Origin of the sequence: Spiroplasma sp. NBRC 100390, from assembly GCF_001886495.1 — a bacterium.
GTDB lineage: Bacteria > Bacillota_I > Bacilli_A > Mycoplasmatales > Mycoplasmataceae > Spiroplasma.
The window spans coordinates 806,507-822,727 of the sequence record NZ_CP018022.1 but is presented as its reverse complement, the minus strand read 5'-3'; the positions used below and the strand labels follow the sequence as shown (position 1 = coordinate 822,727).

Here is a 16,221-nt window from a genome sequence, read left to right as displayed (position 1 = left end):
AAAAAATTATGCTTTATATTACGAACCAAAAAGATAATAAAAATATTGATGATTTTATTTTTAAACAATTAGAAATTACCCCAATTAAATTAATGGCAAAAGCAGCCGAGGGATTATTTAATCATGTTAATTTAACGGTTAATAACTTTTTAATTTTCAGTAATGGTGGCAATAATGGGGGCGATGGCCTTGCCTTAGCAAAATTAATTAGTGATTATGATGCTAGTAAAAAAGTCCACGTTTATATTTGTGCTTCTAAAGCGACTTTTGATGCTACAAAAACACCAGAAGTAGCACATTACTATGAGCAATTAAAGACTTTATCTAATGTAACAATTAGTTTTTTAAGTGATGATCTTGATAAGATATTGTTATGATCTGAATTTATTATTGATTGTATTTTTGGGATGGGTTATCATGGCAAAATGGCGCCAGAAATTAGTGAAATTATTAAGAAAATAAATCAAGTTCAAAAGTATGTTCTTGCTTGTGATATTCCTAGCGGGATTGATAATGATCGTGGTACAATTCCAACGATTGCAATTAAAGCAAATAAAACGGTTACTTTTTTTACTTATAAAACAGCATTTATTAATTATGATATTATTCCTTATTTGGGAGAAGTTGTGGTATGACAATTAGGTTTTCATCCGCAAGCTGTAAATGATATTTGTTCGCAATTAGTTAATAATAATTTGTTTTATAGTAATAGTGTGCAGTTACACTCACGACCACTAATTTCCCACAAGGGAACTTATGGCAATTTAATGATTTTTGCTTCAAGTTTAGAGTATTTAAATGCCGGAACGTTAGTTGCAAACATGGCGTTAAATGCTGGGATTGGTTTAGTAATTTGAGCGGTTTCACCAGAAATATTAGGAAAAACCAATAATACGGCTCCGGAAATTACTTTTTGTGATTCTTCTGATCGTGGTCGGATTTTAGATTTATTAACAAATAAAGTTAATATTATTGCTTATGGAATGGGAAGGGGTAAAACAGAACGAACATATAATACTTTAAACTATATTTTAGATAATTATAAGGGACCGATTGTTGTTGATGCGGATGGAATTAATGTTCTAGATTTACCATTATTGCGTAAGTTACGTGGCCGTGGGGTTTTAACCCCCCATGTTTTAGAATTATCACGCTTAATTGACAAAAGTGTTGAAGAGATTTTACAAGACCGGGTAAATATTGCAAAAGAATTTGCTAATAAATATAAGATCATTGTTGTTTTAAAAGGTTATCAATCAATTATTACCGATGGTAATATTGTTTATATTAATGGAACTGGCAATCCTTATATGGCAGTTGCTGGGATGGGTGATACGTTAACCGGCTTAATTGCTAGTTTAATTGGGCAAGGTTATGAGTTATTTGAAGCCGCTATTATTGGAACTTATCTTCATGGTTTTGCGGGTGATGAAATTTCACAATATAAAAAACCAGTGTTACCAACAGATATTATTGAACAAATAGGTTATGTTTTAGCAGAATTAATTGATTCTAAAAATGATTATTATAATCCAGCAAAATAAAATGGGGTCTTTTTTCTTGGTGGTTAATTAAAATAATGGTATTATTACCTGATATAATTAATAAAACAAATTAGGGCAAAAATAAAATTCAATGGGGAGACATTATGCGTCAAATTTTAAAAAGTTATTTAAAATCATATTTTAAAAACTGAATTGAAGCCGCAGGCTTAATTCTTTTTGTAATTATTATTGTTGCTACGATTGCGGGAATTTTATCAGGCGCATTACAATATAAACTAAAATATAATGATTTAACTCGAACTTCGCAAAAATGAGATTATTTTTTTGTTGGCGCTCCTAATGAGTATAATGATAACTTTATTGAAAATTATTATTTGCATAATGAATTTATTGATAAAAATAATCATAAAATTAAAGTAACGGGACCAAACGAAGAAGCAATTTTAGATGAAAATAGTATTTGATGAAAAACAATTGAAGCAACTTGTCAGGCAGTACCTAATCCGGCATTTGCAAAGACTTGTCGTCTTGTTCAGATTATGAATAAACTAGATGAAATTGAAACAAGTCGTGGCACGAAGACAAACATTGATGGTGTTAATCCCATTGCCTGATTATATTTTAAAAAATATAATTATAATTACAATAAAGAATTAGCGACAAGGTTATTAACTCAGACTATACCAGCAGCATATTCAGCGGGGGTTTTTGAAACAATATCAATTACGCAACAAACTTCCCCAAATTATAATTTTGAAATTACGGCTGCTGTTGTTCCAAATTTAGCCAACACCGGGAAGGTTAATTTTAATCAATTAAAGTTATACCACGGACGCTTACCAACGGCGGATAATGAAGTTGTTATTAGTAGCTTATTTGCAGAACAAAATAAATTTAAAATCGGTGATATTATTAACATTATTCCAACCAAACCAGAATTTAGTTTAAAAATTGTTGGCATTGGGAATAAATTAGATAATTTTATTACAGGAACAAGTGGGGGTTTACGTCCGGCAAATAATAATGACATTCGTCAGTACGGAGTTTTATTTACAACTCCAGCAATGCTTAGCGCCTTAGCGGATGCTAATGCTAAAGGTGAATTAGGAATTAATAAATTTAGAACATGACAAAAAGTTTTAATCAAGTTAAATGATGCTAGCGCAATTTTGACTTTAAAAAATGATTTGCACCAAGCTTATATTAATCCAACAACAACATTAATTGCCTATGATGATGGTTATATTGCAACTCAAACACAAAACATTAATATTCAAATTATTCTATATAGTGCTGTTGGTAGCGTTTTATTATTTTTAGGTTTTATTTTTATTAACTATACCATGAAAAAGGAAATGAATAAGACTAGGCGTCAAATTGGAATTTTTAAAGCATTTGGTTATCGCGCAACAGAATTATCATGAGTCTTTTTAACAAAATTCTTTTTAACAATGTCCTTGGGGGTTGCATTAGGTTATTGTTTTAGTATCCCAATTCAGTTGTATGTTAATACCTTATATACTTCGGGGTTATTAATTCCGTTTGCCTTAATTTATGCACCATGACAATTTATGTTGATTTTGTTTTTGGTAATTCCAATCTTTTTTACCGGACTATCATTTTTATTTATTTATAGTTATCTTCGTAAACCAAGTTTAGTGTTAATTAACGGTGCTGGGAAGTTACATTTTAATTTTTTAGTAACGGGGATTAAACATATCTTTCGAAAAACTAGTTTTTTATTTCGAATTCAATTAGCATTTACTTTAAAAGGATTTTTTAAATGAACAGTAGTAATGTTTATTTTCTTTATTTCATCCTTATTATTTATTATTCAGTTTAATGCTTCTGATATTTTTAGGGATATTGTGCAATCATTCAGTAATGTTTATCAAAAAAATGTTGATCATCGTTTTCAATTTCCTAGTACATTAATGATGACGAGTCAATATCAAACCCCAAGTGGGGAAGAAAAATTACAATTAGTTAATAATAACCATTTTCGGGTGTTGCCAACCACAAATGTTGAAGTTGAGCAAGAAAAATCACTGGCAGCTTTTAGAACGCTTGCTGCTGAAATTCACAAAAATCCGCATGATGCTGCTAATTTAATGAAATTACTTGCTTATCAACCGATTTATAAGTCAGTTTATTTGGCTGATTTAACGCAAATTATTAATGATTTATCAACTAGTGGTGGGTTGCCACTACCAGATTGATTAAAAAACATTGTTAATTGAACGGGGATCATTGACCAAAGCCATGTTAAAACTGTTCTTACTTTTAATACGTTATATTATAACCCGCAAACTGAACTACCATTAGTTAATTTACCAGTAACACCAAGTATTAATGAAGCAGCAGTCATAAATGATGTTGTTTTAAAAGGAATTGAACCGCAAACTTGAGCTAAATTTTATCAAATGCAAGGAATTGATCAGCAAGTTGTTGCAAATTTATTAGCAACCCCTTTAAGTCGGGTAGCAATTCCAGCTATAATTTCTGAAAAAATGGCACGGTTGAATAATTTACAAGTTGGTTCTTCATATGAATTTACCGTTAAAAATACTTCAACACCATATAATATTTCGATTATAGTAAAAGGGATTATTAAAAATGATACAACTCGTCGTAATATTTTTGTTAATGCTGATGTTATTCGTTACTTTTTCCGTGATTTTCATGGACAACCAGTTCCAGACTTATATAATGGGGTAATTTCAAAAGAAATTATGGTGCATGATAAAATTAACCCAAAAAATTTATTAACGGGAAAACAAAATTATAAGATTACATTGCAAAACCTTACAATTAATATTTTTAACCATGATGTTACTGATAGTTTACAAAAGATTATGCAAACTGTAACTAGTGATGGCAGTGATATTAGTATTTTTACTGGTCCCAATAATGTTGAAATGATTGCGTTGCAAAAATTGTTAGCACAAGCGGGACTGGGACTCTTAAATGATTCCTTGTTAATTTTACAAATTTTAAATGGAATGATTATTTTTATTATTTTAGCAGTAATTACATCATCAGTCATTGACGAAGCAAGTCAAATTATTTTAACAATGCGAGCATTAGGATATAAACCACGGCAAGTAAACTTTATTATTATTGGTAATTATGTCCTTGGCGTTTTATTGATGTTGTTATTAGCATATGTTATTTCATTACTGGTGTGATACTTTGCAATCGATATTATTCTTCACCAATTTAAGTTTGTTATTAATTTACCATTAAATTGACAAACTCCAGTCAAGGTTGGAACTATTATTAGTGCCATTTTAGTACTATCGTGATCATTATCAATGTATTTGGTAAAAAAACGTAAACTAAATGAACTTACAGAATAAAATAGGTTATAATATAATTATAAAATTTCAGATTAAATCGTTGAATTAGGAGTAGTACTTTCTAACTTAAGACACAGAGAAGTTATGGTTGGTGAAAATAACTGCTTAGTTGATTAGGAATTCACCTAAGAAGAGCTGCTAATCCCAGCCGGATTATTATTTTGATAATAATTTCGTTAACTGTAATTAAGACTAATTTATTAGTAAAAAAGGATGGTACCGTAAGTTAATTACTCCTTGTTTATATTTTTTGATATAAGCAAGGTTTTTTCTTACTCAATAAATCATTCGGCAAGAAAGGAAAAGGCCATGGAGAAAGAATTAGAATTATTATTTACTCAAGCAACTAACAAAATTGCGGCAGCAACAACTATTGCTGAACTTGCGGCTTTACAATTGGAATATTTAGGAAAGAAATCAACTTTAAATGATCTTTTAAAAAAAATGAAAGATATTAGTCATGAAGAACGCTTAACTGTTGGAAAGCGAGCAAATGTTATTAAAACAACGTTAACGGAATTATGCCAAACAAAGAAAAGTGAATTAGAGAGCACAATGGCAATGGCAATGTTAGAACAAGAAAAAATTGATTTATCATTACCAGGGTATAATTTAACGTTAGCAACAAAACATCCGTTAAACCAAGTTATTGATGAAATTTCACAATTATTTCAAGAGTTAGGTTATGATATTGTTTTTGGAACAGAAGTTGAAGATGATGAATATAACTTTCAACGGTTAAATTTACCAATTGGCCATCCAGCGCGTGATATGCAAGATACCTTTTATATTACTAAAAATACGTTATTACGGACACATTGTACAAATATGACAGCGCGGGCAATTTCACAAATGAAAAGCAAACATGAAATCATCGCGATGATTTCAACGGGGAACACTTATCGCCGCGATGATGATGATGCAACACATTCGCACCAATTTATGCAAGTGGATGGTTTTTTAATTGCTCCACAAACTAGTTTTGCTAATTTGAAATGAACAATTCAGTATTTTTGCCAAAGAATGTTTGGTGAAGATACCAAAATTCGTTTACGACCAAGTTTCTTTCCGTTTACGGAACCTTCAGTTGAAGTGGATGTTACTTGTGTTAATTGTCATGGCCAAGGTTGTTCAATTTGTAAACAAACAGGATGAATTGAAATTATGGGAGCTGGAATGATTAACCCACTTGTGTATCAGGCTTGTGGCCAAGATCCAGAATTAGCAGGATTTGCCTTTGGAATTGGAATTGAACGAATTGCAATGATTAAATATGGGATTGATGATATTCGCCGTTTTTACACGAATGATGTTCGCTTTTTAGAACAGTTTAAGAAATTTGATTAGGAGGTCCATGATGATTATTACAAGAAAATGATTAAATAAATATATTGATTTTGAAGATATTAGTAATGATGAGATTGTTGCAGCATTAAATAGTTTAGGGTTTGAGGTTGAACGTACCCATAATTTTGATCGTAATAGTAATGTTGTTTGTGGCCGAATTCAAGTTGTAAATGAAATTTCTGATACACATCTAAAATTTTGCTTAGTTGATACGGGTCAAGAATTAGTGGACCCAATTGTTTGTGGTGCTAAAAATCCAACTGAAAATGGTTATACTGTTGTGGCAAAACCAGGTGCTGTTTTAGCAAATGGTCTGAAAATTGAACCCCGCCAAATTAAAGGATATGCTTCTGAGGGAATGTTATGTTCCTTAAGCGAATTAGGAATTGCTGAGAAATATTTAACAGATCAAGAAAAAGATGAGATTATTTTAAGTTTTAATGAGAAAGAAGTTTCTTATGATATGATTGGCGCTGATGATGTCTTAGCAAAAATTGGTTTAACAGATTATTTGTTTGAAATTGATTTAACATTAAATCGTAGTGATTGCTTAAGCGCTTATGAATTAGCGCGGGAATTAGCTCGTTATTTTAAGCGGGAATTATATCCTTTAGAACTTGAGTCAACAGAAAATTTAAAAGAATATCAGAATCCGTTAAAAGTGGTGTTAGATTCAGTTGCTGTTCAATCAGCAATTAGTGTTAATGTCAAGTTAACAGCAGAGCAAACTCCATTAAAATTAGCCGAACGAGTATGATTAAAAATTAATGAATATCAATCAAATAGCGCTGATCCATTAGGAGATCTAGCAATTAAAACAACGTTAGAAACAGGACAGCCATTATTAATTTATGATTTTGATAAAATTAAAGCAACATTAAAAATTACTGATAATTATGAAAATAAAACTTTTGCAATTAATAAAGGTGATTTAGTTGTTGTTGATGGTGATGAATTTGTGGAATTAATTGGGGTGCGGGTAAATCCAATGTATGCTGTAAATGCTAAGACAAAAGAGATTACTGTTTTAGCATTACACTTGAATCATATTGTAATGCGGCAACAACAACGGAAAGTTGGGATTAGTAATATTAACTTACAACGTTATATTAAACCGCTTAGTTATGCAACAGTTGGTTTAGGATTGTCACGTTATTTATACTTATTAAAAATTAATGGTTTTTTAGAAGAATTATCTGTTTTAAATTTTATTAAAGAATATAAAAAAGCCGTTGAACCAATTAGCATTAGTTTAACTGAAATTAACCAGTTGATTGGTCATAATTTTCAGCTAGCAGATATTAAAATCTTATTAGAACCATTAGCATTTCGTTTACAAGAAACAGGGGGAAAATTGTTAGTAACGCCACCAGTAACAAGAACAGATATTTTTCAAAAAGCAGATTTAATTGAGGAAATTGCCCGCTTGTTTGGTTATGATCAAATTATCCCACAACCACCAATGCTTCCTAATTTAGCAAAAGCAAAGCGTCCAGATGAAAAAACAATGCGAAATTTTGAAACATTTTTATTAAATAACGGTTTTTATCAAGCAAAAACTTATGCCTTAGTTAGTACGAAAGAAATTGAAAATTTTAACTTTTTTAATTATCAAAAACCGTATCATTTATTATCGCCATTATCACAAGAACACGAAGTAATGCGCTTAAGTTTAACAAACAGTTTATTAGAGAGTGTTGTTTATAATAATGCACGGAATAATAAAAATGTAAAATTATTTACCGTGGAAAAGATTTACGCAAATGATGGGGAAAGTTATTATCATGGGGCGTTTGTTAGCCAAACTGAAATTGTTGAAAATAAAGCAACCGGGGAAAAACTAACAAATTCATATTACTATATGAAAAGTTTATTAGAAGCTTATTTCGAAAGTGAACAAATTGATCTTAATGCGTTAACTTATCAAAAAGCACCAGCAAATAATGTTTATCATCCATATCAAACCAGTGAAATTTGATTAGGAAAACAATTGTTAGCAGTAATTGGGGTAATTCATCCAGTCTATAGTAAAGAACATGATTTAAAAGCACCAGTTTATTTTGGTGAAATTAACTTTGAAGTAATCTTTAATTATCCTGCTAAAAAAAGAACTTTTTTTACTAATCTTTATAAGTTTACACCAAGTAGTCGTGATATCTCAATTTGAGTACCAAACGAATTAAGTTATCAAGATATTAAAAAAACAATTTTAACAGAAGTTAAAGATGTTGTCACAACAGAAGTGATTGATCAATATTTTGATGAAAAAGCAATGCCAAAACATCATGCTTTAACAATTAGTTTCACTTTTAATAATATGGCAAAACAATTAACAGAAGCAGATGTTAATCAACAATTTGATAAAATTAAGGCTAATTTAGCAAAACTAAAATTACAAATTCGTTAAAAAAATGAAATAGGTTTACCTATTTCATTTTTTTAACATATTCATGTCATTCATCAATTGCCAAGTAATAATCTTGATATTCTTCATTATGGGTAGGATGGTATTTAGCAATTAACATCCCAAATATTATATTAATTAACATTAAACGTGAAACATAACGGGGGTTATCAATATAAAAATTTAAAATTTCCGTATTTTCTAAAGTTAATTTTTGTAAATTAGCGGGCCCTTTATATTCTTTGTTGATTGTTAGTAAAATAATTTGAACATTTCGTTTTGATGCAATTTCGATTAAGAAATGATATTCAGCGTCTTGTAAACTTTTAGAAACTAAGATTAAGAGATCTTCTGCTCCAAGCGTTTCAATGATTTGAATTGTTGCATAATAGTTTGATAAATAAGTTGAATTATATTTTAAAACATTTAAGTGGAGATTTAAATTATCACAAATTAAACTATGACGGCTAATGCCCCAAATAATAATGCGGTTACTATTATGAATTGTATCGATAATTCGTTCTAACTGGTTCATTTTTAAATTGCGATAAGTTTCATCCAGAGCATAGGTGTGTAATTTATAAATATTATCAATAACATTATGTAAGGTTGTGTCATCTTCTTGAATATCAAATTCTTTAATATTATTATATTTTCCGGCAACTCACACTTTAAATTTACTATAATTTTCAAAACCTAATTTTTTAATTAACCGACTTAATGTTGATGTATTAATAAAAAGACTGTCCGCTAATTCGTTGATAGTTAACTCTAAAACACTTTGAATATCGTTATTTAACTTTTCAATTAATTGAATTTGCAATTCAGTTAACTGGTTCTCTTTGTCATATGTTATTATTTTCATTTTGGCTCCTCATTTTTACACATTTAGTATTTAAAAATAAATGTATAGTTATATTATAACAATAATTTTCCAAAAAAAATTTTATTCATCAAATTAATTGTAGTAAAAAATCTGTTAAAATTAATAGTAAATGGGGGAAAATAATGATTTATACAGAAGCAGATTTGATCAAGCAACCAATAATTTCAATTGAAACACCGCTAATTATTGCTGATGAGTTACTAGCTTATTCACCAAATATTAAAGCGCTTAATGGTGTTGTTATTAAAGGAACACTTACTTATCATTCAAATTTAAATGCAATTAATGTTGTGGCAACAATTCAGGGTGAAATTATTGTGGAAGATGCACGAAGCTTAGAACATTTTAAGGTGCCAATTAATTTAAAATGAAACGATGAATATAGTTTTAAATTTTATAAAAAAAGTGATATTAATTATTTAAATGAACAAAACTTTGATATAATAAAATATGCGTGAGATGAAATAATTATGAATATTCCTATTAATTTATCAAAAAATAGTGATAAAATAATTAGTGGTGATTCAACTTGGCAAGTTTTTTCCGAAGAAGAATTTGCAGCATATCAGGCCACACAAGTGGATTCACGATGAGAACAATTACACGAAAAATTGGTTAAAACGACAAAGGAGGGGAAATAATGGCAGTACCATTTCGCAAAACATCCAAACAGGCAAAAAGAAAACGCCGTACCCATTTTAAATTAGTTGGGGCAACTTTAATAGCATGTAAAAACTGTGGGGCAACAATTAAGCCACACAGAGTTTGTCGTGAATGTGGATATTATAAGAATAAAGAAGTTGTTAGAGTTGATTAATTTAATATTTCATTAATCTGAGAATCTTGTTAAAGATTCTTTTTTTTTTTTTTTTTAGTCAAACCACGGGGGAGGAAGTGGGGAACCTTAATAAAACTTGGCAGAAAATTAAAAGTTTTGATACTTAAAAAATGTTCTTTTTTGTAAAAAAATTACTAAAAGTGTTGCAAAGTGGGAAATAGTATCATATAATATGTAGGAAAGTGGGGGAGAATGGGATAAAATGGCATTATTAGGAACTTACAACCATACTTTAGATGATAAAGGAAGATTAACAATTCCTTCTAAAATGCGAGAGCAATTTAAAGATGAAAAAGTCTTTATATCTCTTGGTTTTGATGGTTGTATTGATGTTCGTAATGAAGAAGAATGATTGAAGTGAACCGAAAAAGTTGCTTCAACAGGACAGGCCACACCCGAAGGACGGGCATTGACGCGGAAAATTATGTCAATGTCTGATGAAACTACTTTCGATAATGCTGGACGAATTAAAATTTCGTCTATTTTACAAAATAAAGCAAGTATTACTAAAGATGTTGTTGTTATTGGAAATAACGATCACCTTGAGTTATGAGATCCGCAAGTTTGAGAAAATTATATTGACCAAGCACCAGGAATGGAAGAAGCGGCGAAGAACTTTGAGGAAAAAATTTAAGCTATGGAATTTAAACATCAAAGTGTTTTATTACAAGAAGCAATTATAGGGTTAAATATTATTCCCAACGGGATTTATGTTGATTGTACTCTAGGGCGAGCTGGCCATAGTCTTGAAATTTTAAAACATTTGGCCGCTGGAAAATTATATTGTTTTGAACAAGATGATGATGCAATTGTTGCTTCGCAACAAGTGCTACAACAAAGTAATTACCATAATTATGAAATTATTAAAAATAACTTTGTTAATTTAGCTGCTGAATTACAATTGCGCCAAATTAAAATGGTCAATGGAATTTTATATGACCTTGGTGTTTCATCCCCCCAGTTAGATGATGACAAACGGGGATTTAGTTATCGTTATGATAGTGTGTTAGATATGCGAATGAATCAACAACAAGCATTAACAGCTAAAACGGTTATTAATACTTATTCTGTTGCTGCATTAGTAAAAGTTTTTCAAGAGTATGGTGAAGAACCATTTGCAAAAGTTATTGCTAAAAATATTGTTGTTGCTCGTGATGAACAACCAATTGAAACAACATTTCAATTAGTAGCAATTATTAAAAAAAGTTTACCGCAAAAAGTTCTAAAAAAAGCAAAACATCCAGCAAAACGTGTTTTTCAAGCGTTACGGATTGAAGTAAATCAAGAATTATCAGTTTTACAAGCATCGTTAGAACAAGCAGTTACAATGTTAGCGGTTAAAGGACGGTTAGTTGTTATTTCGTTTCATTCGTTAGAAGACCGGATTGTTAAAAAGTATTTTCAAACTCTAACACAAGATCCAAACTATGAAATTAATCAACAATTACCAACGGTATCACATTTTGAAAGTAATTACCGCATTATTACCAAAAAAGCAATTGTACCAGCGTTGGATGAACAAACACTTAATCCTCGCAGTACTAGTGCAAAGTTACGAATATTAGAACGGGTGAAATAATATTCGACTAAAAAAGATATTAAAAGGAGGTGAACGAAATGGACTATAAGTTAAAAGAAGTCTATGCTGTGTTAGAAATTAAAAATTATAGTTTTAGTTTTATGGTTGGTGTTTATAGTGAATCACAAATTAAAGTGCTTTATAAAAGACATCTTGAATATCGCTTTTCAGACAATGGCATCATTATTGATGAAAAAAATGTTGCAAAAGAATTAGCGAGTTTAATTAAAGATGCTAATCGCCAATTAGGAATTGAAATTGAACGGGTGGCAATTACTGTTCCGGCTAATAATATGACAATTAAAACTTCAACCAAAATGCTAAATTTAACACATGATCGTCTGATTACGAAAAATGATATTGATTCATTAATTACATTAGCAAAAGAAGTACCGTTATTAGATGATGAAACAGCGTTCTTTATTAGACCATATCGTTACATTCTTAATGAACAAAAAGCATTATCAGCGCCACCAATAGGGCAGGCGGCGCATAAAGTAAGTATTAAGGCAATTGTTTATGTAACAAAAAAACAAATTATTCAAAGTATTTTTGCTACTTTAAAATATGCCAAAGTAGAAATTATGGGTATCCTTCCAGAAGGGTTTAGTCTTGCGTGGAATCTTGCTTCGCCAGTTGATTTACAGAACGGGATTACAATTATTGATTGAGATTATGACAGTATTAAAGCTTACGTCTTTGTTCGTGAGACTTTATGTGACCAGATTATTATTCCGGGTGGAGTTAAAAAAATTATTAATCGGTTACGTCATATCTTAAATTGTGATAATAAGCAAGCACTAAAGTATTTATATAAAATCATTAATTTAAATAATAATAGTAAAGATAATTTAATTATTTATAGCAAATATGATCATCAACAACAAAAACAATTAAATTTTACCCATTATGATTTAAAACAAATTGTTAATCATGTTTTAAACGAAGAAATGGAAACATTAAATGAAAAATTGGCACATAGCTTAGGGCGCTATAATTATCCAATGGTTGTTATTGGTGAAATTTTACGAATTAGTGGGTTTAAAGAAACCTTATTAGCTTTAAATAAAGACCGCAACATTTCGGTTTATACTTCTCCAACTTTAGGAGCAAAAGAAACATGAACAACAGGATTATTAGGGAATATTTATTATCAACATTTAGCAAACAAAGTTAGTGCAACAAATGTTCAGTCAGTTGATCATCGCTATATTCGCTATTTAAATAATAATCCTGATAAAAAAGGACGAATGCTGGCACCTGATGATAGTGGCCAACCAGCAATTCCTGACGGGGCATCACAAGGGTTAGTGAATCTTAATCAACAACATTTTAATGGTTCACAACAATATCATCAAAAATATTACCAAAACATTAAATAAATAGTACAATATATATATAAAAAAATGGAGGAGTTAAGGTTATGGACAATTTTGATAATTATGAACAAGTTGCGTCAATAAAGGTCATTGGAATTGGTGGAGCTGGTAATAATGCTGTTAATAGGATGATTGAAGCTGGAGTCCAAGGAGTGGAATTTATTGTTGCGAATACTGATGCCCAAATTATTAGTGTTTCAAAATCAAAAAATAAAATCGTATTAGGAAAAGAAACATCAAAAGGACTTGGTGCTGGTGCAAATCCTGATGTTGGACGTCAAGCAGCGATTGAATCAGCAGAGGAAATCAAGGAAGCTTTAAAAGGAGCTGATATGGTTTTTGTTGCCGCTGGAATGGGTGGTGGAACCGGAACTGGAGCAGCTCCAATTATTGCAAAAATTGCAAAAGAGCAAGGCGCATTAACAGTCGGAATTATTACGACCCCATTTTCTTTTGAAGGACGTGCTCGTAACAGTTATGCGATTCAAGGAACGGAAGAATTACGCAAACATGTTGATTCATTAATTATTATTTCAAATGACCGTTTATTAGAAGTCATTGGGGGAGTGCCATTGAAAGATTCCTTCAAAGAGGCGGATAATATTTTGCGGCAAGGAGTACAAACAATTACCGATTTAATTGCGGTACCATCATTAATTAACTTAGACTTTGCCGATATTAAAACGGTAATGAAAAGCAAAGGTAATGCTTTATTCGGGATTGGAATTGGTTCTGGGAAAGACAAAGCAATTGAAGCTGCTAACAAGGCGATTATTTCACCATTATTAGAAGCTTCAATTCGTGGGGCAAAAGATGCAATTATTAATGTTACTGGTGGAAACACATTAACGTTAAACGATGCGAATGATGCTGTTGATATTGTTAAACAAGCAATTGGTGGGGAAGTTAATATTATTTTTGGAACAGCTGTTAATGAGCATTTAGATGATGAAATGATTGTAACAGTTATTGCAACAGGGTTTGATGAAGATGAAAATTTTCTAAACCCCGAAAATAATTATCGTGCTTCAATGGAAGAGTATGAAGAACCTGCACCAAAAGCAACCCCGCGTGGAGATGCTGATGAAGGCGAAGAGGATCAAGAAGTTGTGCGTAAGCGCCCAAGTTATTTTAATAGTTTACAAGAAAATGCTGGTCGTGAAACGGCAAATGCAAACCGTCGAATTAATGCGTGGAAAGAACATGTCAATGAAAATAATCGCTCAGCTGATAATGATAGTGATGATGACGATGATGATTTACCACCATTTGTTCGTCGTAGTTGATAATAATGAGTATTTTTAAGAAAAAACCCAAAAGTATTTACGATTCTCAGCCCCGCATTGATTTTAATGACACTGCTGTTGAACCAATTGTCCAAACTGACCACAAAGAAGAACAAGCCACTCCAGCATCAACTGTTCCTTTCCGAAAGGTTACTTTTGATGCGCCAGAACCAGCGCGAAACGTGACTAGTAGTGAAACTAGTTCAACGATGAGCACTGGTTTTGTTGCGGATAGTTATAATGACGCTCCAAAAATGGCGGACTTATTATTGAACAAAGGACAGTTAGTTGTTCATTTGGAAAAGTTATCAAAAGAAGAGCGTGTTCGCTTGTTAGATTTTATGACCGGGGTAATGTATGCATTTGATGGTGATGTTCAAAAGTTAGAACATAAAACTTATCAATTTACGATTACAAAAGATGCTTAATAAGAACCAATTATTACAACATTACCAGCAAGATTATGATTTAGTTAATAAGATTAAAGGATGGTGTGTTCAATCCCGGCAAGGAAAAATTGTTGCAACGGATTTTCTGGACTTACGCCAGTTAGCGATTTTAACCGCTATTTTGCGCCAAGAAAAAATAACGGATTATACCATTCATGCGCCATTTGTTAATGGTTTTCGCAAGACGGTTAGTTTTAATAGCACCGAAGATAATACGATTGTGCTAGCAGCACCGCAGCCAACCCCCATGATTTTGCAACACCATGTTTTGCTGGGTTTTATTTTAAACCAGCTACAGTTAGATTTACGGGTAATTGGTGATTTATATGTCACACCAACAATGATTTACTTGAGCGTTTTAACTAAAATTGCTCCTGTTTTTACCAATACTCCAATTGTAATTCAAAAGCACGTTTTAACGTGGCAAGAAGTAGCAGCTCCTGTTGTGCTTGATCATCAATTTACGATTTTTACGAAAACAGTTAAAAGTTTACGGTTAGATGCTGTTGTTAGTGCGATTTGTAATTTATCTCGTCAAAAAGCACAAGCTTATGTTGAAGCAGATAATGTTTATGTCAATTTTTCAGTGGTAAATAATAAGACTTTTCAAGTTGCTTGTGATATTATAATATCAATAAGACGGTATGGTCGTTTTAAAATTAATGAAATTATTCCTAGCAAAAATCAACATTATCGAATTACAATTGCAAAATTTGCATAAAAAGTAGGGGAAATTATGGCAGAACAAGATAGAGACTTACGAACAGTTATTCGTGAACAGAATGAAATTATTGAAAAGTTAACATATGATAATCGCCAATTAGTACAACGGTTGCAAGAACTTCAACATTTAGAACATATTTCGCGATATAATATTGAAAAATCACGGGAAGCTTTTGAAGTTGCTAGTCATAATGCCGGTCGTATTATTATGAAAGCGGTTGATTTTTCATATGCGTTTAAAGATGAAATTGCTGTTTTATTAGAAGAAATTGACCGTCAACGACATAATCCACAAAATGTCTTAAAAGTAATTGATGAGTTTTTAGAACGAAATAAACGAATTTATGCCTTTTCGATTAATGATGGTGAACGGATTACCGAAATGATTAAGAAAGAAATTATTAACAAAATTAGATAAATAGTGTAAGATTTATCTATAAGAAAACAAACCACAATTATTTGGCCC

General features: G+C 31.0%; 14 protein-coding genes. 13 read left to right on the top strand and 1 reads right to left on the bottom strand.

Going from position 1 to position 16,221, the window contains the following annotated elements; genetic code table 4:
* Positions 1-8: 8 nt before the first annotated feature.
* The 4 genes from S100390_RS03640 to pheT all read left to right on the top strand — a co-directional run bounded on the left by S100390_RS03640 (position 9) and on the right by pheT (position 8,618).
* On the top strand, positions 9-1,544 hold the full coding sequence (locus tag S100390_RS03640) for a bifunctional ADP-dependent NAD(P)H-hydrate dehydratase/NAD(P)H-hydrate epimerase (protein WP_070406933.1): 1,536 nt from the start codon (positions 9-11) through the stop codon (positions 1,542-1,544).
* Between the two features lie 104 nt (positions 1,545-1,648).
* Positions 1,649-4,864 (top strand): ABC transporter permease, encoded by a 3,216-nt coding sequence (locus tag S100390_RS03635; RefSeq protein WP_070406932.1) that lies wholly within the window; start codon positions 1,649-1,651, stop codon positions 4,862-4,864.
* A 309-nt stretch (positions 4,865-5,173) separates the two neighbouring features.
* The gene (gene pheS / locus S100390_RS03630; protein WP_070406931.1) at positions 5,174-6,211 is read left to right on the top strand and encodes a phenylalanine--tRNA ligase subunit alpha; all 1,038 of its coding nucleotides are present in this window, start codon (positions 5,174-5,176) and stop codon (positions 6,209-6,211) included.
* Positions 6,212-6,221: 10 nt separating this feature from the next.
* Positions 6,222-8,618: a phenylalanine--tRNA ligase subunit beta gene (gene pheT, locus S100390_RS03625; RefSeq protein WP_070406930.1), complete on the top strand. Its 2,397-nt coding sequence runs from the start codon at positions 6,222-6,224 to the stop codon at positions 8,616-8,618.
* 19 nt (positions 8,619-8,637) lie between these two features.
* Here pheT and S100390_RS03620 read toward each other — a convergent pair whose 3' ends face one another.
* On the bottom strand, positions 8,638-9,480 hold the full coding sequence (locus tag S100390_RS03620; protein ID WP_070406929.1) for a MurR/RpiR family transcriptional regulator: 843 nt from the start codon (positions 9,478-9,480) through the stop codon (positions 8,638-8,640).
* Positions 9,481-9,623: 143 nt separating this feature from the next.
* On the opposite strand from S100390_RS03620, the gene S100390_RS03615 reads away from it, so the two are divergent.
* The 9 genes from S100390_RS03615 (at position 9,624) to S100390_RS03575 (ending at position 16,173) form a co-directional block, all read left to right on the top strand.
* The gene (locus tag S100390_RS03615) at positions 9,624-10,142 is read left to right on the top strand and encodes a YceD family protein (RefSeq protein ID WP_070406928.1); all 519 of its coding nucleotides are present in this window, start codon (positions 9,624-9,626) and stop codon (positions 10,140-10,142) included.
* Positions 10,142-10,318, top strand: coding sequence for a 50S ribosomal protein L32 (gene rpmF / locus S100390_RS03610; RefSeq protein WP_040093245.1), 177 nt, complete (start codon positions 10,142-10,144; stop codon positions 10,316-10,318). Before S100390_RS03615 ends, rpmF begins: the two co-directional genes overlap by 1 nt.
* Before the next feature lie 223 nt (positions 10,319-10,541).
* Positions 10,542-10,973, top strand: coding sequence for a division/cell wall cluster transcriptional repressor MraZ (gene mraZ, locus S100390_RS03605; RefSeq protein WP_070406927.1), 432 nt, complete (start codon positions 10,542-10,544; stop codon positions 10,971-10,973).
* A 3-nt stretch (positions 10,974-10,976) separates the two neighbouring features.
* Positions 10,977-11,918, top strand: a complete 942-nt coding sequence (gene rsmH / locus S100390_RS03600; RefSeq protein ID WP_070406926.1) for a 16S rRNA (cytosine(1402)-N(4))-methyltransferase RsmH — start codon at positions 10,977-10,979, stop codon at positions 11,916-11,918.
* 38 nt (positions 11,919-11,956) lie between these two features.
* On the top strand, positions 11,957-13,300 hold the full coding sequence (locus S100390_RS03595; protein ID WP_070406925.1) for a cell division protein FtsA: 1,344 nt from the start codon (positions 11,957-11,959) through the stop codon (positions 13,298-13,300).
* A 41-nt stretch (positions 13,301-13,341) separates the two neighbouring features.
* Positions 13,342-14,586, top strand: a complete 1,245-nt coding sequence (ftsZ, locus tag S100390_RS03590) for a cell division protein FtsZ (RefSeq protein ID WP_070406924.1) — start codon at positions 13,342-13,344, stop codon at positions 14,584-14,586.
* A 2-nt stretch (positions 14,587-14,588) separates the two neighbouring features.
* Positions 14,589-15,011, top strand: a complete 423-nt coding sequence (locus S100390_RS03585; RefSeq protein ID WP_070406923.1) for a cell division protein SepF — start codon at positions 14,589-14,591, stop codon at positions 15,009-15,011.
* Entirely contained in the window at positions 15,004-15,753 is a 750-nt protein-coding gene (locus S100390_RS03580) for a hypothetical protein (protein ID WP_070406922.1), read from the top strand. Before S100390_RS03585 ends, S100390_RS03580 begins: the two co-directional genes overlap by 8 nt.
* Before the next feature lie 15 nt (positions 15,754-15,768).
* Positions 15,769-16,173, top strand: coding sequence for a hypothetical protein (locus tag S100390_RS03575; protein ID WP_070406921.1), 405 nt, complete (start codon positions 15,769-15,771; stop codon positions 16,171-16,173).
* Positions 16,174-16,221 lie beyond the last annotated feature (48 nt).